This window comes from Citrobacter sp. Marseille-Q5395 (assembly GCF_947057495.1).
GTDB classification, from domain to species: domain Bacteria; phylum Pseudomonadota; class Gammaproteobacteria; order Enterobacterales; family Enterobacteriaceae; genus Citrobacter; species Citrobacter murliniae.
The window spans coordinates 37,243-58,878 of the sequence record NZ_CAMSEL010000006.1 but is presented as its reverse complement, the minus strand read 5'-3'; the positions used below and the strand labels follow the sequence as shown (position 1 = coordinate 58,878).

General features: G+C 51.5%; 19 protein-coding genes. 11 read left to right on the top strand and 8 right to left on the bottom strand.

Annotation, left to right across the window (positions count from 1 at the left end):
* Positions 1-28: 28 nt before the first annotated feature.
* Both OH663_RS08520 and OH663_RS08515 read right to left on the bottom strand, forming a co-directional pair.
* Positions 29-1,474 (bottom strand): tagaturonate reductase, encoded by a 1,446-nt coding sequence (locus tag OH663_RS08520; protein ID WP_045439422.1) that lies wholly within the window; start codon positions 1,472-1,474, stop codon positions 29-31.
* Between the two features lie 13 nt (positions 1,475-1,487).
* On the bottom strand, positions 1,488-2,510 hold the full coding sequence (locus OH663_RS08515) for a zinc-binding alcohol dehydrogenase family protein (RefSeq protein WP_200011355.1): 1,023 nt from the start codon (positions 2,508-2,510) through the stop codon (positions 1,488-1,490).
* 137 nt (positions 2,511-2,647) lie between these two features.
* On the opposite strand from OH663_RS08515, the gene OH663_RS08510 reads away from it, so the two are divergent.
* The 3 genes from OH663_RS08510 (at position 2,648) to OH663_RS08500 (ending at position 6,529) form a co-directional block, all read left to right on the top strand.
* A complete protein-coding gene (locus tag OH663_RS08510; RefSeq protein WP_200011353.1) occupies positions 2,648-3,553 on the top strand; it encodes a GntR family transcriptional regulator in 906 nt (301 codons plus the stop codon).
* 153 nt (positions 3,554-3,706) lie between these two features.
* Positions 3,707-5,014, top strand: coding sequence for an enolase C-terminal domain-like protein (locus OH663_RS08505; RefSeq protein WP_200011351.1), 1,308 nt, complete (start codon positions 3,707-3,709; stop codon positions 5,012-5,014).
* 129 nt (positions 5,015-5,143) lie between these two features.
* Positions 5,144-6,529, top strand: a complete 1,386-nt coding sequence (locus OH663_RS08500; protein WP_200011349.1) for an MFS transporter — start codon at positions 5,144-5,146, stop codon at positions 6,527-6,529.
* A 55-nt stretch (positions 6,530-6,584) separates the two neighbouring features.
* Here the strand turns inward: OH663_RS08500 and tsr are convergent, their stop codons facing one another.
* Positions 6,585-8,249: a methyl-accepting chemotaxis protein gene (gene tsr / locus OH663_RS08495; protein WP_048222802.1), complete on the bottom strand. Its 1,665-nt coding sequence runs from the start codon at positions 8,247-8,249 to the stop codon at positions 6,585-6,587.
* Between the two features lie 252 nt (positions 8,250-8,501).
* On the opposite strand from tsr, the gene OH663_RS08490 reads away from it, so the two are divergent.
* The 4 genes from OH663_RS08490 to yjiA all read left to right on the top strand — a co-directional run bounded on the left by OH663_RS08490 (position 8,502) and on the right by yjiA (position 12,655).
* Complete coding sequence (locus tag OH663_RS08490) at positions 8,502-9,029, top strand: hypothetical protein (RefSeq protein WP_200011347.1); 528 nt, start codon at positions 8,502-8,504, stop codon at positions 9,027-9,029.
* Positions 9,030-9,290: 261 nt separating this feature from the next.
* Positions 9,291-11,441: a pyruvate/proton symporter BtsT gene (btsT, locus tag OH663_RS08485; protein ID WP_045439404.1), complete on the top strand. Its 2,151-nt coding sequence runs from the start codon at positions 9,291-9,293 to the stop codon at positions 11,439-11,441.
* A gap of 50 nt (positions 11,442-11,491) precedes the next feature.
* Positions 11,492-11,686: a YbdD/YjiX family protein gene (locus OH663_RS08480; RefSeq protein ID WP_003830038.1), complete on the top strand. Its 195-nt coding sequence runs from the start codon at positions 11,492-11,494 to the stop codon at positions 11,684-11,686.
* A 12-nt stretch (positions 11,687-11,698) separates the two neighbouring features.
* The gene (gene yjiA / locus OH663_RS08475; RefSeq protein ID WP_200011344.1) at positions 11,699-12,655 is read left to right on the top strand and encodes a GTPase; all 957 of its coding nucleotides are present in this window, start codon (positions 11,699-11,701) and stop codon (positions 12,653-12,655) included.
* A 103-nt stretch (positions 12,656-12,758) separates the two neighbouring features.
* Here yjiA and OH663_RS08470 read toward each other — a convergent pair whose 3' ends face one another.
* The 4 genes from OH663_RS08470 to OH663_RS08455 form a co-directional block, all read right to left on the bottom strand.
* Entirely contained in the window at positions 12,759-13,823 is a 1,065-nt protein-coding gene (locus OH663_RS08470) for a DUF2955 domain-containing protein (RefSeq protein WP_135323270.1), read from the bottom strand.
* Positions 13,813-14,880 carry an HlyD family secretion protein gene (locus OH663_RS08465; protein ID WP_048222152.1) on the bottom strand — a complete coding sequence of 356 codons (1,068 nt, stop codon included), beginning with the start codon at positions 14,878-14,880 and terminating at the stop codon, positions 13,813-13,815. The genes OH663_RS08470 and OH663_RS08465 overlap by 11 nt, the downstream gene beginning before the upstream one ends.
* Before the next feature lie 6 nt (positions 14,881-14,886).
* A complete protein-coding gene (locus OH663_RS08460; RefSeq protein WP_043018307.1) occupies positions 14,887-15,351 on the bottom strand; it encodes a MarR family winged helix-turn-helix transcriptional regulator in 465 nt (154 codons plus the stop codon).
* A gap of 148 nt (positions 15,352-15,499) precedes the next feature.
* Positions 15,500-15,664 carry a DUF1127 domain-containing protein gene (locus OH663_RS08455; protein ID WP_071828888.1) on the bottom strand — a complete coding sequence of 55 codons (165 nt, stop codon included), beginning with the start codon at positions 15,662-15,664 and terminating at the stop codon, positions 15,500-15,502.
* A gap of 176 nt (positions 15,665-15,840) precedes the next feature.
* On the opposite strand from OH663_RS08455, the gene OH663_RS08450 reads away from it, so the two are divergent.
* Entirely contained in the window at positions 15,841-17,253 is a 1,413-nt protein-coding gene (locus tag OH663_RS08450) for an aminotransferase-like domain-containing protein (RefSeq protein ID WP_200011343.1), read from the top strand.
* Between the two features lie 58 nt (positions 17,254-17,311).
* Here OH663_RS08450 and OH663_RS08445 read toward each other — a convergent pair whose 3' ends face one another.
* Positions 17,312-18,250 (bottom strand): Rpn family recombination-promoting nuclease/putative transposase, encoded by a 939-nt coding sequence (locus tag OH663_RS08445; RefSeq protein ID WP_200042206.1) that lies wholly within the window; start codon positions 18,248-18,250, stop codon positions 17,312-17,314.
* Between the two features lie 230 nt (positions 18,251-18,480).
* On the opposite strand from OH663_RS08445, the gene OH663_RS08440 reads away from it, so the two are divergent.
* The 3 genes from OH663_RS08440 (at position 18,481) to mdtM (ending at position 21,565) form a co-directional block, all read left to right on the top strand.
* Positions 18,481-19,296 carry a helix-turn-helix transcriptional regulator gene (locus tag OH663_RS08440; protein WP_200012612.1) on the top strand — a complete coding sequence of 272 codons (816 nt, stop codon included), beginning with the start codon at positions 18,481-18,483 and terminating at the stop codon, positions 19,294-19,296.
* 48 nt (positions 19,297-19,344) lie between these two features.
* A complete protein-coding gene (locus OH663_RS08435; protein ID WP_045439384.1) occupies positions 19,345-19,998 on the top strand; it encodes a LysE family translocator in 654 nt (217 codons plus the stop codon).
* A 325-nt stretch (positions 19,999-20,323) separates the two neighbouring features.
* Positions 20,324-21,565, top strand: a complete 1,242-nt coding sequence (gene mdtM, locus OH663_RS08430) for a multidrug efflux MFS transporter MdtM (RefSeq protein ID WP_200012610.1) — start codon at positions 20,324-20,326, stop codon at positions 21,563-21,565.
* Positions 21,566-21,636 lie beyond the last annotated feature (71 nt).

Here is a 21,636-nt window from a genome sequence, read left to right as displayed (position 1 = left end):
ACACCACTCCGGGCGCTGCATGGCAACCTTAATCCAGACTTTGTACTGCGTGGCGCATTCCCTGCACCAGTATTAACTCCAGGTTTGCCGTCACCTGTTCGACAAGCCCTGGCAGCAATGTAAGATCTTGCCCCCAGTGAGTCGCATCACCGAGCACAACCATCACCAGCTCACGCAGCGTCAGGTCATTACCAATCCTCGGCCAGAGATCGGCATAACGGCGGATCCACTGCTCATCATCCTGTAATGGATAATTCTCTCCCGCCCGTTCCCCGCGATAAAACGCGATTAACGCAGCCAGTGCAAACGTCAACCGCACCGGCCAGCGTGCATCTTGCTGCCCTGCCAGCAACTGCGGCAAAATACGTGTGCGAAATTTTGTCATCCCATTAAGCGCAATGGAGAGGAGCTGATGACGAATATAAGGGTTCTGAAAACGTCCACTAACCGCACCAGCAAATTCACGCAACTCATCGGCCGGAAGATCCAAAACAGGGATGACCTCCCTGTCAATTGCCTGCTCAACAAAGTGGCGTATATCAGCATCCTGCATCGCCTCACCAACGGTCTCCAGCCCACACAGCCAGGCCACAGGCACCAGTGCGGTATGAGCGCCGTTAAGAATGGCAACCTTACGTTCCTTGTACGGTTTAATATCGCTCACCACGCGGATATTTAACGGGCACTCCGCCAGTTTCAACTCTTCAGCCAGCCATAAAGGCCCCTGAATGACGAACAGGTAAAAATGCTCAGCTGTATCCAGAAATGCATCGTGATAACCCAGCGTTTGTTCCAGTGCCGCAGCTTCTTCACGTGGATAGCCTGTAACAATCCGGTCCACCAGTGTAGAACAGAAGGTATTCGCGGTTTCCACCCAGTCAGTAAACGCCGGAGAAAGCTGCCAGTCTCGCGCGTACTGCAATACCAGGGTTTTAAGCGCATCACCGTTATAGTCGATAAGCTCACAAGGAATAATCACCCAGCCCTTATCTGCCGCCCCGTCGAAATGGTTAAAGCGCTCCAGCAGCAGACGCGTCAGTTTGGCCGGAAAACTCACTGGCGGCGCATCATCGACGCTATCACCGGCGTGATAACTAATCCCCGCCTCCGTCGTGTTTGAAAATACAAAGCGGATGTCCGGATTGTGAGCCAACGCCAGATACGCCGTAAAATCCAGATACGGGTTGATCTCGTTATTCACCGAGCGGATTAGCCGTGCCTCACTCACCGCATCGCCCTGCTCATTCAATCCGCGAATGAGCGTGGTATATAACCCGTCCTGGGTATTCAGCGAAGGTGGAAAATCCGTATTAATCGGACGAACAATTGTCACTCCGGCCCGGAGATCTGTCTTCTCATTCAGGATATCCAGTTGCCAGTCGACAAACGCGCGCAGGAAGTTACCTTCACCAAACTGGATCACCCGCGTCGGATACCTTGCCCCAGGGAAATCTTGTCGATTCAATGTCTTCATCACAAAACCCTTCTCAGAACGTGATCACACCTTTGATTAATTCGCGGTTGTTAATCACATCCCGCTCGTAGATTTCCGCAAGCGTGGCAAACGCGTAACGGTGTGTGAGCATCATGTCAGCGGTCAGTTTGCCTTCAGACATCAGCCGCCCCACTTTGGCGAAATCTTCCGGCGTGGCGTTACGACTGCCCATCATGGTGGTTTCTTTCTTATGGAACTCAGGGTCAGAGAACTGCAAATCACCTTTGAACAGCCCAACAAAGACGATGCTGCCGCCGTGGCGAATCAAATTCACCGTATTGTTCATCGCATGCTGATTACCCGTCGCATCAATGACTTTTTGCGCCAGTGAACCACCAAACTGGGCACGTAGCTGCGCATCGAAATCTTCGGCAGCGGGATCGAGAACCGGAAGTCCCAACCGGGAGACAACATGTTCCCTGCGCGCGGGGCTGGTATCTGCCACCACTACCTGTGCGCCATCGGCTTTGGCAATTGCTGCCGCCCCAAGACCTATCGGCCCGGCCCCCACGACAAGAACCTGCTCACCTGGCATCACCGCCGCCCGGCGCACCGCATGTGCGCTGATAGCATACGGTTCAATCAGTGCAGCGGCATGTGGGTCAATTCCCTGCGCATCCAGCAGGTTCGTCACCGGAACGGACAAATACTCACTGAATCCACCATCCTGATGTACGCCAATCACCGAAATCTTCTCACAGCAGTTGGTACGCCCGCTCTGGCACGCCGGACACTGCTGACACGCGACATAAGGAATAACTGCCACCTGCTGGCCCATTTTCAGGTTTTGTATATTCTTACCCAGCCCAACAATCTCCCCGCATATTTCATGACCTAATACGCGTGGATAACTAAAAAATGGTTGGTTGCCTCCCCAGGCATGAATATCAGTCCCACAGATTCCGACAGACTTAATTTTTATTAATGCTTCACTTTCACCTGGAATAGGTATTTCACGCTCTTTCCAGACTAATTTTTTGGGTTCCTGGCAAATCAAAGTATTCATCGTAGACATGATTCGGCTCTCCTGTTTTTTTGTTGCCTCAGATATCAACGAAATTAAAAATGCAGGAGAAACCAGAAACATAATCTGTGAATCCCAGCGCATAAAAATGTTTTAAATCGGGTTTTAATAGGCAAAAAGGAGATGCCATGAGCCGTTCACAGAACTTACGCCACAATGTGATTAACCAGATAATCGATGATATGGCACGCGGTCATATCCCTTCCCCGCTGCCTTCGCAAAGCGCACTGGCGGAAATGTACAACATTAGTCGTACCACCGTACGCCACATGCTGAGCCATTTAGGCGAATGCGGCGTATTAACGCAGGTAGGAAGCCACTACGTTATCGTACGCAAACCCAACCATGAGGATGGTTTTTCGTGTACCACAGCCTCCATGACCGAGCAAAATCGAATTTTTGAGCAGGCATTTTTCACCATGATCAACCAGCGCCAATTGCGCGCAGGTGAAAGTTTTTCCGAGTTGCAGCTTGCCAGAGCCGCCGGCGTCAGCCCGGTAGTTGTACGGGAATATCTTTTAAAATTCGAACGTTACAATCTGATAAAGAATGAGAAGCGCGGTCAGTGGAGCATGAAGCAGTTCGATCAGGCCTACGCCGAACAACTGTTCGAATTGCGAGAAATGCTGGAAACACATTCCCTGCAACATTTCCTGAATCTGCCCGACGATGACCCGCGTTGGTTACAGGCAAAAACACTGCTGGAGCGCCATCGCATACTGCGCGACAGCATCGGCAGTAGCTTTCGTATGTTCTCGCAACTGGACCGTGAATTCCATGCACTGTTACTCTCCGCTGCCGATAATATATTTTTTAATCAATCACTTGAGATTATCTCTGTGATTTTCCATTTCCACTATCAGTGGGATGAAAGCGACCTCAAGCAACGCAACATCATTGCCATTGATGAGCATATGACCATCCTCAGCGCGCTGATTTGCCGCAGCGACCTGGATGCTATACTCGCACTTCGTAACCACCTTGAAACAGCAAAACAGTCAATGTTGCGCTCTATCCAGCAGAACAACCAATAAAATTAAAAGCAGATTAAAAACACAATTTTGCAAATTACCCCACAATCTTATTATCAACTCATATTGAGCAATTTACTCCCTCTTACACTCGGAGTGTCTGCTAAACAAACTTTTCTATTTTATTAGCAAAAGAACATCACAACAGGAGTCAACATGGCTATTACAATCAAGGATATAAGCGTTAAAGATATCCGTTTCCCTACATCCAGGAACCTGGATGGTTCTGATGCAATGAATGCAATATCTGACTACTCCGCGACTTATGTCACATTAATTACCGACCACGCAGAAAATTTAAAAGGGTATGGTCTGACTTTTACCATCGGTCGCGGCAACGATTTATGTGTAAGCGCAGTAAAATCTTTAGCTGAATTATTTGTAATTGGCCGTACGCTGGAAGACATTACAGCTAACTTTGGTCAATTCTGGCATGAACTTGTTTCCGGGGATTGTCAGTTACGCTGGGTTGGTCCAGAAAAAGGTGTTATTCATCTGGCTACAGCGGCAATTATTAACGCATTATGGGATCTCTGGGCACGTTCACAGAATAAAACCGTATGGAAAATGCTGGTGGATATGTCACCGGAAGAACTTGTTCGCTGCATTGATTTCACCTACATCAAAGATGTCCTGACTCCTGAAGAAGCTATCACATTGCTGCGTAGGGTTGAAACTGGTAAGGCACAACGTGAAAGGGAAATGTTAGAAACAGGTTTTCCTGGCTACACTACTGCCGCAGGTTGGCTTGGATATTCAGAAGAAAAAATGCGCCAGCTGGCACGACAGGCCGTTGCTGATGGCTGGACGCATTTGAAGCAAAAAGTCGGTGCCGATCTTGAGCAGGACATTCGCAGGGCGACTATCCTGCGCGAAGAACTAGGCTGGGAACGTAAACTGATGATGGATGCCAACCAAATATGGGGAGTTGATGAAGCTATTACGGCGATGCGTCAACTTGCCAAATTTGATCCATTGTGGATTGAGGAACCCACCAGTCCTGACGATATTCTCGGTCATGCTGCTATAAAAGCACGAATTGGTGATATCGGTATCGCAACCGGTGAACATGCCCATAACCGGGTTATGTTTAAACAATTCTTCCAGTCAGGTGCAATGGATTTTTGCCAACTGGACCCTGCTCGTTTGGGTGGCTTAAACGAAGTGCTCGCAGTCGTATTGATGGCGGCAAAATTTGATGTTCCAGTATGTCCACATGGCGGAGGCGTAGGTCTGTGTCAGTATTCATTAAATATTGTTCTATTTGATTATATAGCCGTATCAGCATCATTGGAAAATAGGGTTTTAGAATATGTTGATCATTTACATGAGAATTTCGAAGAACCATTAGTTATAAAACGTGGGCGATATTATCCCCTCATGCAGCCGGGCTATGGTGTAAAAATGAAACCTGACACCCTAACACGTTATTCATGGCCTGATGGTCAGGAATGGTTAAATTAATTCTTATCGTTAAACAGGTGTTCATAAACGCCTGTTTAAAACTCTTTTCATAATACTGGCCATACACTTTCTAACTACCATTATGAAAGATGGCTGTAGCTCTCCACCATTTTGATTGGAAGCATAGTTATGAGTCAAAGTGATAATGAAAAAGTTGTCAATTCTGCGGTTAAAAAGTCAATTGTACGACTTTTACCCTTTTTGGCACTCATGTATGTCATGGCTTATTTGGATCGCGCCAACATTGGTTTTGCAAAAGACGCATTCCAGGTTGATACAGGGCTAAGTAATGCAGCATATGCTTTTGGTGCAGGCGTATTTTTTATAGGTTATGCGCTATTTGAAGTTCCCAGCAATATACTTTTATATAAAGTAGGTGCTCGTTTATGGTTATCACGAATTATGGTTACATGGGGGCTCATTTCTGCTGCAATGATGTTTGCCCACGACGAGAAAACATTCATTATTTTACGTTTTCTTCTCGGTGCGTCTGAAGCCGGATTTATGCCCGGCGTCATGCTATATCTGACATTCTGGTTCCCACTAAATATCAGGGCAAAAGTAGCTGGTTATTTCTGGTTCGGACCTCCAATCGCGTTTATTCTCGGTGGGCCAGTATCCGGTGGATTATTAACTATCCATGATTTATGGGGGCTACATAACTGGCAATTAATGTTTTTGGTTGAAGGATTGCTCGCAGCTCTCGTTGGGGTCGTCGCATTTTTCTATCTTGATGATAAACCGTCAGATAAACGCTGTACCTTCCTGACATCAGAAGAAAAGCGGGCGTTAAGCGCCATTATGGAAAAAGAAGAACAGACGAAAACAAGTCATGGTCCACAGGGAATATTGAAGGCGCTGTGCGATCCCAGAGTGCTGTATCTCTGTTTAATCTGTTTTACCATTCAGGTGGGTTCCTACGGCATTGCTTTCTTCCTGCCTTCTCAGGTCGCAGCATTATCAGGGCAAGGCGTGGGCTTCATCGTTGGGGTTTTATCGGGTATTCCATGGTTATGCGCACTTTTCGCAGCCTGGTATATCCCCCATCTTTCCACAAGACTGAAAGAACGCCGCTGGATAAGTACAATAACACTGCTCTTCGGTGGTCTTGGCGTCGCACTATCCGGGATGCTTGCAGGTACGCCTGTCTGGGCTTTTATCGCACTTTGTATAGGCTGTGCTGGTTTGCTGGCCGTCCAACCCATTTACTGGACGTTTCCAACTAGTTATCTTGGCGGTGCTGCGGCAGCATCCGGTATTGCGCTAATTAACTCACTAGGTAATCTTGGTGGATTTGTAGCACCAAATATTCGCGTATGGGCTGAAAATGCGTTTGATTCGAATATTGCCGGGCTTTACTTGTTAGGTGGAATTGCGATTATTGGGGCTATTATGCTTGCCGGAATATTTCGAATTGGCATCCGGCGTGATTTGGATAGCCCAACGCCAGAAAATTGTCATGCCAAAAACACCCCTGCCTCCACGACAACGGTGACATCCGGCTCGGTAGATTGATAGACACGTATTTGTCCAACTCGTAAAAAGCGCCCTCAGTTGAGGGCGCGATAGGTTAAAACGTTTCCCAGTTCTCTCCGGCATCCGTTACCGCAGCTTTACGCGGTTGAGCGGTGGTTGATACCGGTTTTGCTGCAGTAACATCACGCGCACGCTGTTGATCGTGCTGGATACGGAATACAGCAACAGCCTGAGTCAGACGGCTGGCCTGTTCTTCCAGTGCGGCAGCGGCAGCAGCGGATTCTTCCACCAGCGAGGCGTTCTGTTGCGTCACGCGATCCATTTCAGCAACGGCCAGACCAACCTGGTCGATACCACGGCTCTGCTCGTCAGATGCAGAGGCGATCTCACCCATAATATCGGTCACACGGGTTACCGCATTCACGATCTCATCCATGGTTTCACCGGCGCTTTCAACCAGCGTTGAGCCGACATCCACACGGCTGACCGAGTCTTCAATCAGGCTCTTGATCTCGCGCGCAGCCTGAGCACTACGCTGTGCCAGGTTACGGACTTCACCTGCGACTACCGCAAACCCACGTCCCTGTTCACCCGCACGTGCCGCTTCTACCGCCGCGTTGAGAGCCAGGATGTTAGTCTGGAAGGCAATACCATCGATAACACTAATAATGTCGGCAATTTTCTGCGAACTGGAAGCGATGTCACGCATGGTTTGCACCACGTTATCCACCACTTTCCCGCCTTTTTGCGCGGTTTCTGAGGCACTCAGCGCCAGATGGCTGGCCTGGCGCGCGTTTTCCGCGTTCTGCTTCACAGTCGCCGTCAACTCTTCCATGCTGGCCGCGGTTTCTTCCAGAGAGGCCGCCTGCTGCTCAGTACGTGAAGAGAGATCGTTATTGCCCATCGCAATCTCGCTGGCACCGCTGTAAATGGCGTTGGCGCCGTTACGCACATCGCCGACGGTGCTCATCAACTCACCCTGCATGTGACGCAAACTTTCTGCCAGTTGACCAATCTCGTTGGAACCTTCCACATCAATACGTTTCACCAAATCGCCGCTGGCAATATGACGAATGCTATCGATCAGTCGGTTCATCGGGGCAATAAGCGAAAGCTTAATACCAAACCAGACAGCGATAATTGCTGCCAGTACGGTAATCAATACACATACCAGCACCCACAGCGCCTGGCTGTAGGAACTGTTGTTGTCCTCAACCGCGATGTCATACAGGCGATCGTTCTGCTGCATGTAGCTCATATACTGCTTCTCAAAACCATCCTGATAGCTTTGAGTCGGTTGATCAAAGAACGCATTGATCTTCCCATCACCCAGCAACTGGATCAGCTCCGCCAGCGCACCGTGGTAGATATCATACGTGCGGTTGATCTCCTGGAAAGCGGCTTCGCTTTGACGCGGATCGCGTGGGAGCGATTCATAAATCGCCCAGTTTTTTTCCGTCAGTTTCAGCGCGGTGCTGGCTACCTGCATCAGTTCTGCAACGGTCGCACCGCTGCCGATATTGCTCTGATCCATCATGTAGCGAATGCCTGCCCGGTTAAGGGTATTTCGCGTTTGCAGCAATTCAACCCAGGTCGCATTCAGCGCAGACTGCTGCTGGCGAATAGTTTGCAGAACGGTAAAGTTCTCTTTGTCATTCTTTAATGAGTTAAAGAACAAACCCCCTGAGGCAAGCTGTAAAAGGCCAAACAGCGCCAGTACCAGCAATAGGCTGGTAACAATCTTCATTCGTTTTAACATGTTTTCTCTTTCCGCTAGACAGATGTCAGAATTTTCGGCCTGGAAAGCGAAAACTTTACGAATATCGTTCAAAAAGCAGATGTTCTGGCGACATCTGGCGCAGAAAAAAGCAGTAAATACCACTCGTATACATAACGCAAACTAGCGCCATGACTCCCTTCCCCACCTTTTAAGAGGGCTTTTCATTGCCGTAAGCTTTGGCTACCAATAGTGGGTCTGTTTTATCATCGGCTATAACAAGGAAGTCCTTCTGTGAAAAATAATTATCTCGACTTACTTTCTAACGCGTTTCCCTTCATGGTATTGGGACTCCTTTTAGGGGCGATGACCCCGGTCGTGCCAAAGCTATTTATTCCGGAGATTTCAGATATTTTACTGGAGAATATCGCGCCCAAAAGCATCATGTTCCTGATAATTTTGAATGCGTTACTCACCGTCATTTTACTGAGATTCAGTGGCAGGTTTGATCCGGACAAAAAATTAGCTGCTTTTTTCTATGAAAAATTTTCATTTAAATTCAATGAACTAGGGAAATCCATCACGGCGGCCACTGTTGGCACACTGATCGGTCTCACGCTGGCAATGCTGCCCTATGGCGAATTTCGCATGGCTGGAATCGGTATTTATTTTTCGGCGATGCTGCTCGTGATATGGAGGGTATTCGACTTCCTTAACCACCTGAGTAGAAACGAAGTCGATAAAGCAGAGAAGTACATATTTTATACCGTTGTTATTCTCATAACCCTCTATTACCTCTACCTCATTGCAAAACCAGTCTGACTACTGTCGACAGTTCATAATCGCCTCATGAAATTATGTGATGAAAATCACATAATTTCATACTGTTACGCCGAATGAAAACCGCTCACTGACACTTGGGACCGCTTAAGCTGACATACAACCACTCACTTATTTACCTTACTTTACGCGCGTAATTCTCTGGCAAGATCCTCTGCAGCATAGCAGTCAATTTACCTCCTCAAACACAAGATCAAACCCAAGCGGCTTCGGCCAATTATTAATCTAATACCAGGTTTTACTATGGATACGAAAAAGATATTCAAGCACATACCCTGGGTGATTCTCGGAATCATCGGTGCTTTCTGCCTCTCGGTAGTGGCCTTACGTCGGGGTGAACACATCAGCGCCCTGTGGATTGTGGTCGCCTCTGTCTCTGTTTATCTGGTGGCTTATCGCTACTACAGCCTGTACATCGCCCAGAAGGTGATGAAACTTGACCCGACGCGTGCCACGCCGGCGGTCATCAACAATGACGGTCTGAACTACGTACCGACCAACCGTAACGTATTATTCGGTCACCACTTTGCCGCTATCGCCGGTGCAGGTCCGCTGGTTGGGCCGGTACTGGCCGCACAGATGGGCTATCTGCCTGGTACGCTGTGGCTGCTGGCCGGCGTTGTGCTGGCGGGTGCTGTGCAGGACTTCATGGTGCTGTTTATCTCTTCCCGCCGTAACGGTGCGTCTCTCGGTGAGATGATCAAAGAAGAGATGGGCCCGGTACCGGGAACTATTGCGCTGTTCGGCTGCTTCTTAATCATGATCATCATCCTCGCGGTACTGGCGCTGATCGTGGTGAAAGCACTGGCTGAGAGCCCGTGGGGTGTATTCACCGTCTGCTCAACCGTACCAATCGCGTTGTTCATGGGTATCTACATGCGCTTCCTGCGACCAGGACGTGTGGGTGAAGTGTCGGTGATAGGTATTGTGCTGCTGGTTGCCTCCATCTACTTCGGCGGCGTGATTGCCCACGACCCGTACTGGGGCCCGGCACTGACCTTTAAAGACACCACCATTACCTTTACGCTTATTGGCTACGCGTTTATCTCTGCGCTGCTGCCGGTATGGCTGATCCTCGCTCCGCGTGACTATCTGGCTACCTTCCTGAAAATCGGCGTTATCGTCGGTCTGGCTGTGGGGATTGTTATCCTCAACCCGGAACTGAAAATGCCGGCGATGACACAGTACGTTGATGGTACGGGTCCGCTGTGGAAAGGTGCTCTGTTCCCATTCCTGTTTATCACCATCGCCTGTGGTGCGGTATCTGGTTTCCATGCGCTGATCGCCTCTGGTACCACGCCGAAACTGCTGGCCTGTGAAACCGACGCGCGTTTCATTGGTTATGGCGCGATGCTGATGGAATCCTTCGTGGCGATTATGGCGCTGGTTGCAGCATCCATCATCGAGCCAGGTCTGTACTTCGCAATGAACACCCCGCCTGCGGGTCTTGGCATCACCATGCCGAACCTGCATGAAATGGGTGGCGAGAACGCGCCGTTGATTATGGCGCAGCTGAAAGACGTTACCGCACACGCAGCGGCAACCGTCAGCTCCTGGGGCTTCGTGATTTCGCCTGAGCAGATCCTGCAAACCGCGAAAGACATCGGCGAACCGTCCGTTCTGAACCGCGCAGGTGGCGCACCAACGCTGGCTGTTGGTATCGCTCACGTGTTCCATAAAGTACTGCCGATGGCTGACATGGGCTTCTGGTACCACTTCGGTATTCTGTTTGAAGCACTGTTCATCCTGACCGCACTGGATGCTGGTACCCGTTCTGGCCGCTTCATGCTGCAGGATTTACTGGGTAACTTCGTACCGTTCCTGAAGAAAACTGACTCTCTGGTTGCGGGTATTGTCGGTACTGCGGGCTGTGTAGGTCTGTGGGGCTACCTGCTGTATCAGGGCGTGGTTGATCCGCTGGGCGGCGTTAAGAGCCTGTGGCCGCTGTTCGGTATCTCTAACCAGATGCTGGCGGCCGTGGCGCTGGTTCTGGGTACCGTGGTTCTGGTTAAAATGCAGCGTACCAAATACATCTGGGTTACTGTTATCCCGGCAGTATGGCTGCTTATCTGCACCACCTGGGCGCTGGGTCTGAAACTGTTCAGCACCAACCCGCAGATGGAAGGCTTCTTCTTCATGGCAAATCAGTACAAAGAGAAGATTGCCAACGGCGGTGAGCTGACAGCACAGCAGATTGCCAACATGAACCATATCGTCATCAACAACTACACCAACGCCGGCCTGAGTATTCTGTTCCTGGTGGTGGTGTACAGCATCATTTTCTACGGGTTCCGTACCTGGCAGAAAGCCCGCGCCATCAACGGTCGCTCTGATAAAGAGACGCCGTATGTACCGGTGCCGGAAGGCGGCGTGAAGACCTCTTCACACCACTAAGATGTATTCAGCCCCGCTCCGGCGGGGCTTTTCGCTTATCAGGATTGTTTATGTTTGGTACTTTAGGTCAGGCAAAAAAATATCTCGGTCAGGCGGCGAAGATGTTGATTGGTATTCCGGACTACGACAACTACGTCGAGCACATGAAGACCAACCATCCCGATAAGCCGTACATGACCTACGAAGAATTCTTCCGCGAGCGCCAGGAAGCCCGCTACGGTAGCGGCGGAAGCAGTTGCTGTTAGAAGGAGAAATGAATGACCCCGATTGCAGTCACCCTACTCACCGGTTTTCTCGGCGCAGGTAAAACGACCCTGCTGCGCCATATTCTCAACGAGCAGCACGGTTACAAAATTGCCGTCATCGAAAACGAATTCGGCGAAGTCTCGGTGGACGATCAACTGATTGGCGACCGCGCCACGCAGATCAAAACCCTGACCAACGGCTGTATCTGCTGCACCCGTTCGAGCGAGCTGGAAGACGCATTGTTAGACCTGCTCGATAACCTCGACAAAGGTGCCATCAATTTTGACCGTCTGGTGATTGAGTGCACCGGCATGGCCGATCCCGGCCCGATTATTCAGACCTTTTTCTCCCATGAAGTGATTTGCGAACGTTACCTGCTGGACGGCGTGATTGCGTTGGTTGATGCGGTACATGCCGACGAACAAATGAACCAGTTCACCATCGCCCAGTCGCAAGTAGGTTATGCAGATCGCATTCTGCTGACTAAAACTGACGTCGCTGGCAACAGTGAAAAATTGCGCGAGCGCCTGGCGCGCATCAATGCCCGCGCCCCGGTATATACCGTGACTCACGGCGATATAGACCTCGCGCAACTGTTCGACACCAATGGTTTTATGCTGGAAGAGAACATCGTCAGTGCCAAACCGCGCTTCCACTTTATCGCCGACAAGCAAAACGATATATCCTCGATCGTCGTCGAGCTGGATTACCCGGTGAACATCAGCGACGTTTCCCGGGTGATGGAAAACCTGCTGCTGGAATCCGCCGAGAAGCTGTTGCGCTACAAAGGGATGTTATGGATTGAAGGCGAACCCAACCGCCTGCTGTTCCAGGGTGTACAACGCCTGTACAGCGCCGACTGGGACCGCCCATGGGGCGACGAACAACCGCACAGCACACTGGTGTTTATCGGGATTAATTTACCGGAAGACGAGATTCGGGCCGCGTTCGCGGGATTGAAGAAGTAACTCCCTGCTGATTTGCCCGGTGGCGCTACGCTTACCGGGCCACAAATAGCACTTTCCCGTAGGCCGGATAAGGCGCAGCCGCCATCCGGCACTCACTCCCCACTCACTCGGTAATCACAAACCGCGTTGCTGCAAAGCAGTTCAAAACCCGGTGCACCAGAAATACCATCGTCAGCGTTGCCACCAGCGCGACGGTGACGGAGGTGATGCGGTACAGATCGCTGAATACCAGGTCCTGATCCGGGTGCAGATTCTGGCCAAACATAATGCCGATGGTGGTGATACTGGCAAAACCCACGCCTGCGCCGACTTTTTCCATTACGTGCAGGCGGGCGCTGAACGCCAGCCCGAGGCCAATCAGCGGCATCATCAACACCATATGGTTGCTGAAATCATAGATAAGCAGCTGCACCAGCAGAATATACAGGCAGGCCAGCACCACACCGACCACGCGCCAGAGAGAACTGATCACCGCGCCACGGTAGTGCATCGGAAACAGGATCAAAATGCCCGCCATCAGTGCCGACAGCGAATCACTCAAATCACAGATCTGGAAGATGACAAAAATCATCGTCGCCACCGTACCGGAAAGCAGCGACTCATGGCGAACCCGGGCAGCATCTTTCTCAATGCGCGGCGGCGGCTGGCGGGGTTCTACGTCCGGGATCAGATAATTCAGCAGCGCGCTCAGCGCCACCGCCATTACGCAGGCCTCCATATTGGAGAACATCAGCGTATGCCAGTTGGTGGTGGGATAGCTCATAAAGTTGAGCATCGTGCTCTGGCACACCACGCCCATCGAGCCGAGCAGAAACAGCGGCCCTTTGCTCATAAAGCGAAAACGCATCACGTACAAGCCGAACACCACCAGCGTCATAATCAGCGGCCACTGTGAGAGATAGCCGACGATTAGCACCATTTCAACACAGTTCACCGCCGCGCTGAACACGAACTGTTTTGCCACATGGCGGTTGAACACCGGCACCAGCGACAACAGCATCAGCGGATAAACCACAAAAAACACGCCATACTGCACGTTGTAGAAGGTCGAGATACTTAGCGCGATTGTCCCGGCAACGGAGATACGCAGGGTCTGGCGAAAATCATTGGCGGTGTAGACAATGTTCCCGTGCGGCGTAAAGACGTGGGCCAGAGTGTTAATAGACATAATGCAGCCAGCTAACGAGATGGATCTGCGCCCCGGCAAAGGTGCGGGCGAACATCCCCTCGCTGTTATACAGCTGTACCGTGGCGCGCGCCCCGGTCGGTAACGGCGTGTCGAGCGGTTCGTTCAGCGCTACGTGAATGCGCATACGCTGGGCATCGCGCACCCAACGGGTAGACTGTTCCGGTTGCGACAACTGGCCGTTAACCTGCTCCTGACCCGCCAGAATACCGGCATCACTGCTGGTGACACGGGCAGAGAAAACCTTGCCCGGCATGGCATCGAACACCACGGCGGCATCGGTATCTACCCGAGTGTGGCGCAGGCTTTTCTCGCGAAAATCAGCCACGATATCAGTCTGATGGCTGACCAGCGCCAGCAGCGGCGTGGCGGCGGTCGCGTAAAGTCCGGGGCTAAGCTGAAGATTGCTCACCGTGCCGTTGGTCTCTGCATACACTTTGCTCCAGCCGAGGTTCAGTTGCGCCTCTTCCAGCGCGTTACGGTATTTTTGCAACGTCACGTTACGCTTATCATCGCGCTCACCGCGCTGAATCAGCAGGTTCTGAATACTGGCATTAAGTGCCGCCACCGACTGCTCGCTGGTTTGCCAGGCGGTGCGCACCTTGTCGAGATCGGATTGCGACACGTTCTGCATGGCACTCAGGCGCTGATAGCGGTCAAAGGTGGTCTTATCGTTGCGGGCGTTGAATTGCGCGGTGCGCAGGTTGGCACGGGCAGAGGAGATCTGCGCATCCAGCTGTTGGTTGCTCAGCTTCGCCTGCTCAAGGGCGATTTGCGCGGCCTCGACCTTATTGAAAAACGGCGTCGGATCCAGTTCGTACAGCAAATCGCCCTTCTTCACCTGGCTATTATTGTGTACATGCACCTGCGAGACGTATCCGGATACGCGTGAGGAAATGGGCGTTACCACGCGCATCACCGTGGAGTCCGGCGTCAACGGGATCCAGATATCGGCAACGATAAACCAGGCGAATACTACCAGGAAAGCGGCAATACTCACCCTTACCCAACGGGCAAATTTTTGTTCTGGGGTCATCATAGTTTTTTAGTGTTGATTGTCTTCTTCGCGGATTGTCCGCAAATTGCAGGCGAGTTGATTTAAGGTCGCGCTGAAAGAGGCAAGCTCCGCTTCAGGAATGGTGCAGGTGACGCGATGTTGGTATGTCTCAATCACCCGGTTAAGTTCTTCAAGCCTTAAGCGGCCTTGCGCGGTCAGCGTTAGCAGGCGGATGCGTTTGTCATAAGGCGATGTGGAACGCAGCAGATACCCCTGCTTTTCCAGCTGCGAGAGGGTGCGCATCAGCGGCGGCAGTTCAATGCCCTGCATTTGTGCCAGTTCACTGACCGAAACGTTGTCTCCCAGTTGATACAACTGCATCAGTACCGTCCAGCTTGACTGCGTCAGGCCAGTATCGGTGATGGCTGCATCAATAATGGCCCGCCACTGGCGCACCACCATTGCCATGCGCATCCCCATCGGACGGCGGGCAAACAATTCATCTTCAGTCATCTTATTTTCCCCTCATCGCTGAAAAGAAAATAATACTTATCATGGTAAGTATCAAGAAACGAACTAACCAGAAGCATGAATTGATAAATATCGTGAATATAAAAAAGGCCAGGGCAATAACCACCGGCCTTTGTCATCGGAAGAAAAATCATTCCACCTGATCGCGTCGCAGCCCGACATCCCGCAGCCGCTCGTCGCTCATCTGCTGCAATATACGCCGCGTTTGCGCCCGCAGATGCCAGCGTTTTATCGCCTGCCAGATCTGCACCAAACCAATAAACGGCTGTTTTGCTTTATTCTCGTGAAATTCCACACTTTGCCTCCCCGCCTTGCCAGAGGCTTATCTTCGCGGATTTACCGCCAGACAATACAGATTCAAAAAGTACTTTTATTTAACATACAGATTGATTAAAACAGTATCTACATACGGTTTTTTCCATCGTTCTGTATTGGTTTATCCATCTGTATGGCAACAATGAGGGATACAGCATGACCCGTTACCAACATCTGGCCACACTACTGGCCGAACGCATTGAGCAGGGGTTGTATCGCCATGGTGAAAAACTGCCGTCGGTGCGCAGCCTGAGCCAGGAACACGGGGTGAGTATCAGTACCGTCCAGCAGGCGTATCAGATGCTGGAACAGCGGCAGTTGATCACCCCGCAGCCGCGTTCCGGTTACTTTGTCGCGCCGCAAAAAGCGCAGCCGCCCGTACCACTGATGTCGCGCCCGGTCCAGCGTCCGGTGGAGATAACCCAGTGGGATCAGGTGCTGGACATGTTGGCAGGTCATGCAGACAAATCGATAATTCCTTTCAGTAGCGGCGTCCCCGATATCAATCAACCCAGCCTGAAACCACTCTGGCGCGAATTAAGCCGCGTAGTGCAGCACAATTTAGGAGCGGTGCTGGGCTACGACGAACTGGCTGGATGCCGCGAACTGCGTAATCAGATTGCCCGTCTGATGCTGGACGGCGGCTCGGTCGTCAATGCAGATGACATTATCATCACCAACGGTAGCCAGAGCGGAATGTCGCTGGCGCTACTGACGGTCTGCCAGCCAGGAGATATCGTCGCCGTAGAATCGCCCGCCTACTACGGTACGATGCAGCTACTGCGCGGTTTAGGGATTAAGGTTATTGAAATCCCAACCGATCCGGATACCGGCATTAGTGTTGAGGCGTTGGAACTGGCGCTGGATCAGTGGCCCATTAAAGGGGTGATTCTGGTCCCTAATTGCAATAATCCGCTCGGGTTTATTATGCCGGATGCGCGTAAGCGGGCGGTCCTCGCCCTCGCTCAGCGCCACGATATTGTTATTTTTGAAGACGATGTGTATGGCGAGCTGGCAACAGAATACCCGCGCCCGCGCACCATCCACTCCTGGGATATCGACGGTCGGGTACTGTTGTGCAGTTCGTTTACCAAATCCGTAGCGCCGGGCCTGCGCGTGGGTTGGGTTGTTCCTGGCCGATACCATGACAAACTTCTGCATAAAAAATACGCCGTTATCGGCACCAACGTTCCTGCCACGCAGTTGGCAGCGGCAACCTTTGTGCGCGACGGCCACTATCATCGCCATGTCCGGCGTATGCGCCAGATCTATCAGCGTAATATGGAGATCTACACCTGCTGGGTACGGGAATATTTCCCCTGTGGGATCTGCGTCACCCGCCCCAAAGGCGGCTTTATGCTGTGGGTCGAGTTACCGCTGCAGGTCGATATGGTCTGTGTCGCCAAACAACTCTGTCGGCTGAAAATACAGGTCGCACCGGGATCGCTGTTCTCTGCCTCAGGGAAGTATCGCAACTGTGTACGCATTAACTGCGCGTTACCGCCAAACGAGAAGCATCGGGAAGTGATGCAGAAGCTCGGCGAAGCGGTAAAGGTGGCGATAGAATAAATTGAATGCCCGGTAGCGTAAGTTCACCAGGCTGGAGAGTACGCCATTCCCGTAATACCTAATGGCTCAGGTTATAAAGTTCATCAGTGGGAAGCCGGGTAATTTTTTGTACCGTACTGATCTCAATACCGTCTGCCAGCATGGTGCGAGCAATACGCCGTGCTTCAGCGCGTTGACCTTCGATAAGCCCTTCTTGTAGCCCTTCCTCTCGACCTTCCAGCCTGCCTTTTTGTAATCCTGCTTCATGCAGCCTTTCTGCGATCGTCATCAAATTCTCCTTATGTTGCGGTGAACGTTCGGCAATCTCACGGATAAACTCATTGAAGCGAGGTGCATCGCCGGTGCACAAAATATAATTAAACAGTGTCTTAATCTGGCTGTCATTAGTGGACCCGGTAACGAGCAGAGAAACAATTTGTTCAACCAATCCCATAAGATCGCGCTGACGGATATGTTTCTGGATTAGCTCAAGCAATGCCATACGTCGATGCTGCACAATTTCATCGTCAGGGATAACCGTAATATCTACCAGCGGAAACGCTGCAGCATACAGCTGGCGTGCCAGCCCTGGGTTAGCAAACTCATCCAGCCAGCACAGCGACCAGGGATACGGGCTTTTGGCACCGTGATAAAACAGCATCGGCACCACCAAAGGCAGTTGCTTATGTCCGGCATCTAAATGTTTCTGCATGGCTGCTATCGCATAGCGCATCAACCTGAACGCCATATGCGCATCCGGTGTGCTCTGGTGTTCAATCACCACATAAATATATCCATCCCCTTCCGTCGTTTTCACAGACCACAACACATCGGAATAATACGCACGTAAATCCTCTTCAATAAAACTGTCAGACTCGAGATTCAGCGTCTGAAGATCGTAAATTTCACGAAGCGAAGCAGGAAGATGAATCTGCAGAAAATCCCGCGCGGTCTCAGGGTGACGTAAAAACGTCTTAAAAACTGCATCATGCGGTGTGGAGGCTGGCGCTTTATTCATAGCAATCCGTCACCTGAAAGTAAGATGTCGTGACTGTAGCGCCGGTAAACCACGCCCTCACCTCCTGCTTTTTACCTTTGCGAGGCATTTTCAGAGATAAATTCGTCTCTCTGCAACGTTCGCATTTCTCTGGAATGCATTACGTAAAAGCACCATGTCGATACACAACACCACTTTTTCACCATGCGGCCTGTGCTATAACAAACCATCAGTTTCATGGAGGACACGATGTGACGCATACCCGCGATATTCCACAGTCATTCTGGCGTGATGAACAGCTCCCGTGGCTGGAGCTGCGCAGCACCTGGCGCAGTCAGCAGGCCTATAAGCGTCACCACCATCCCCAGCTTTCGATTGGGGCGATTCTTGAAGGAGAGACATGCTGCATATGTGATGGCAAGGAATACCGCCTGAGCGTAGGCGATCTCATCGTGATCCCACCTCTGGTGCCTCACAGCTGCAACCCTGTCAGCGGGCAGTTTCGCAGTTACCATATGCTCTATCTTGATGCGCAGTGGTGTCGCTCTCATCTTTCAGCACTGAACTGTAACCCGCAATTTTACTCGCCCACACCCGTGATCCATGACACTCAGTTATTTCAGTGCTATGTGCATCTTGTGGCGTTAATGCGCCAACAGCGGACGGCGCAAATAACCGATGCAGCAGTTGTGCTGCTGCGTTCACTGCCGTTGCTGTCGAGAAAACCAACTAACCTAAGCGTCACCAGTCAGTATCTGCGTGAGCGGTTGCAGTCCAGCCTGTTGGCGCCGCCCTCGCTTGATGAGCTGGCAAATGAATGCAGCATGCGTAAAGAAACGCTGATCCGTACTTTCAAACAAGATACCGGGCTGACGCCGGGAAGCTACCTGAATATTGTGCGGATTAACTATGCCCGCGGGCGGTTGCGCGCCGGGGATGATATTGCCGATGTCAGCTACCAGAGCGGGTTTGCCGACCAGAGCCATTTCCATCGCACCTTTGTTCGTTACACCGCAGCCACGCCGCGTCAGTACGCGTTGGGACGATCAATATCAGACAATAATTAACGTTATGTCAGGCGTAGGGTGATCGCAGATTCACATTCTGAGGTCACTATGGAACGGCTTTCTGCACTCTTCCCCTCCGCTTTTCCCGCACTGGCGCTGGCGCATTTTATGGCGTTGCTCAGTCCCGGGCCGGATTTCTTTTTACTGATCGCCTACGCTGTACGTTATCGGCTGCGTGGTAGCGCCGGGCTGTGTGTGGGCATCGCCATCGGCAATGGGTTGTATATCCTGCTGGCAATTATCGGCTGGGGGATCCTGCGACAGATCCCTCTGCTGTTTACAGCCATTGAATTACTGGGTGCGCTCTATTTATTGTGGATTGGTAGCCTGCTAATCCGCAGTCGTCCGCAAATCGTGGCTGGAGCAGATGCCCGCCTCAATCGCCCTGGATTTGGCAAACAACTGCTGCTGGGACTGGGTTCATCACTGCTCAACCCCAAAAATGCGCTGTTCTATCTGGCGCTGATGACCGCCCTGCTCGGCCCGTCGGTGACGTTGCTACAACAAACCGTTAGCGGTATCTGGATGACGAGCGTAGTGCTGGTCTGGGATCTGTTGATCGTGATGTTCATCGGTTTGCCGCAGATCCAGAAACGGTTAACCAGAGGGATCCTGTGGATCGAGCGCATCGCTGGAGGCGTGTTGATCATCTTCGGCAGCGCGATCGCACTGCGGTTTTTACACAGCCTCACGCTCAGTTAAGCATGGTGATTTTCTTCAGATTAACCCTATAAACTCGTTTAATTATCATCCAATTCGCATTACACTGCGGTTTGACTATTTTCCGTTCAACTTAATTCTCTTCCCGAGGTGTGATGTGCTGATTGTTACCTGTAATCGTTACGCTTTCTGACCTCATCAGAGATGCGTATGTCCTGTTTGTGCTTCGCGCAGACAGCGTTTTTGATTACATGAAATTCAGTACATCTGCAGTCTGTTTTTTCTGTCACCAGCCTGACGTCTCAAAAGACGGTATTGAATTTCGCTATTCCCGTTGAGGGTATTCTCCCGACAAGGAGCTGTTTTTATGCAACGGATTTTCGCGTTTTTCGCCCAACGCGCCACAACGCTATTCTTCCCCATCGCGCTGATCTTATATGACTTCGCCGCCTATTTGTCGACGGACCTGATCCAGCCCGGCATCATTAATGTAGTACGGGATTTTAACGCCGATGTCAGCCTGGCACCGGCTGCGGTCAGTCTGTATCTGGCGGGAGGTATGGCGCTGCAGTGGCTGTTAGGTCCGCTTTCCGACCGAATTGGCCGCCGACCGGTACTGATTGCAGGAGCATTAATCTTTACTCTTGCCTGTGCGGCCACGTTGTTCACCACCTCAATGACGCAATTTCTGATCGCGCGTTTTATTCAGGGCACCAGCATCTGCTTTATCGCCACGGTAGGTTATGTCACGGTGCAGGAGGCATTTGGTCAAACTAAGGCCATTAAACTGATGGCGATAATCACCTCCATTGTGCTGGTTGCGCCGGTTATCGGCCCACTCTCCGGGGCGGCGCTGATGCACTTTGTACACTGGAAGATCCTGTTTGCCATTATCGCCGCTATGGGGCTTATCGCCCTGATTGGGTTAGCGTTAGCGATGCCGGAAACTGTCCAGCGCGGCTCGGTGCCGTTCAGTGCGCGCAGCGTACTGTGTGATTTCCGCGACGTTTTTCGCAACCGGGTGTTCCTCTTTGGCGCAGCCACACTTTCGCTGAGTTATATCCCGATGATGAGCTGGGTAGCGGTTTCGCCAGTGATCCTGATTGATGCCGGCGGCATGACCACATCGCAGTTTGCCTGGGCGCAGGCTCCGGTATTTGGTGCCGTGATCGTCGCCAATATGGTGGTCGTGCGTTTTGTGAAGGATCCAACGAAGCCGCGCTTTATCTGGCGTGCTGCGCCCATTCAACTGAGCGGACTGGCGGTGCTGATTGGCGGTAATTTGCTGTGGCCGCATGTGTGGCTGTGGTCGGTGCTGGGGACCAGCCTGTATGCATTTGGCATCGGGATGATCTTCCCGACGCTATTCCGTTTTACGTTGTTTTCTAACAACTTGCCGAAGGGTACGGTCTCCGCGTCGCTAAACATGGTGATCCTGACAGTGATGGCAGTTTCGGTCGAAGTCGGACGCTGGCTGTGGTTTAACGGCGGCAGGCTTTCGTTTCACCTGCTGGCGGTCGTGGCGGGTATTGCCGTGGTGTTCACGCTGGCCGGATTATTGAAGCGAGTGCGTCAGCATGAGGCAACAGCGTTAGTCACCGAAAACTAAACTTCTATAAGCTGCCCCCGGTACCTGAACACTAATATTCGTGTTTGCAGGTCGGGGGCAAGCCATAACAA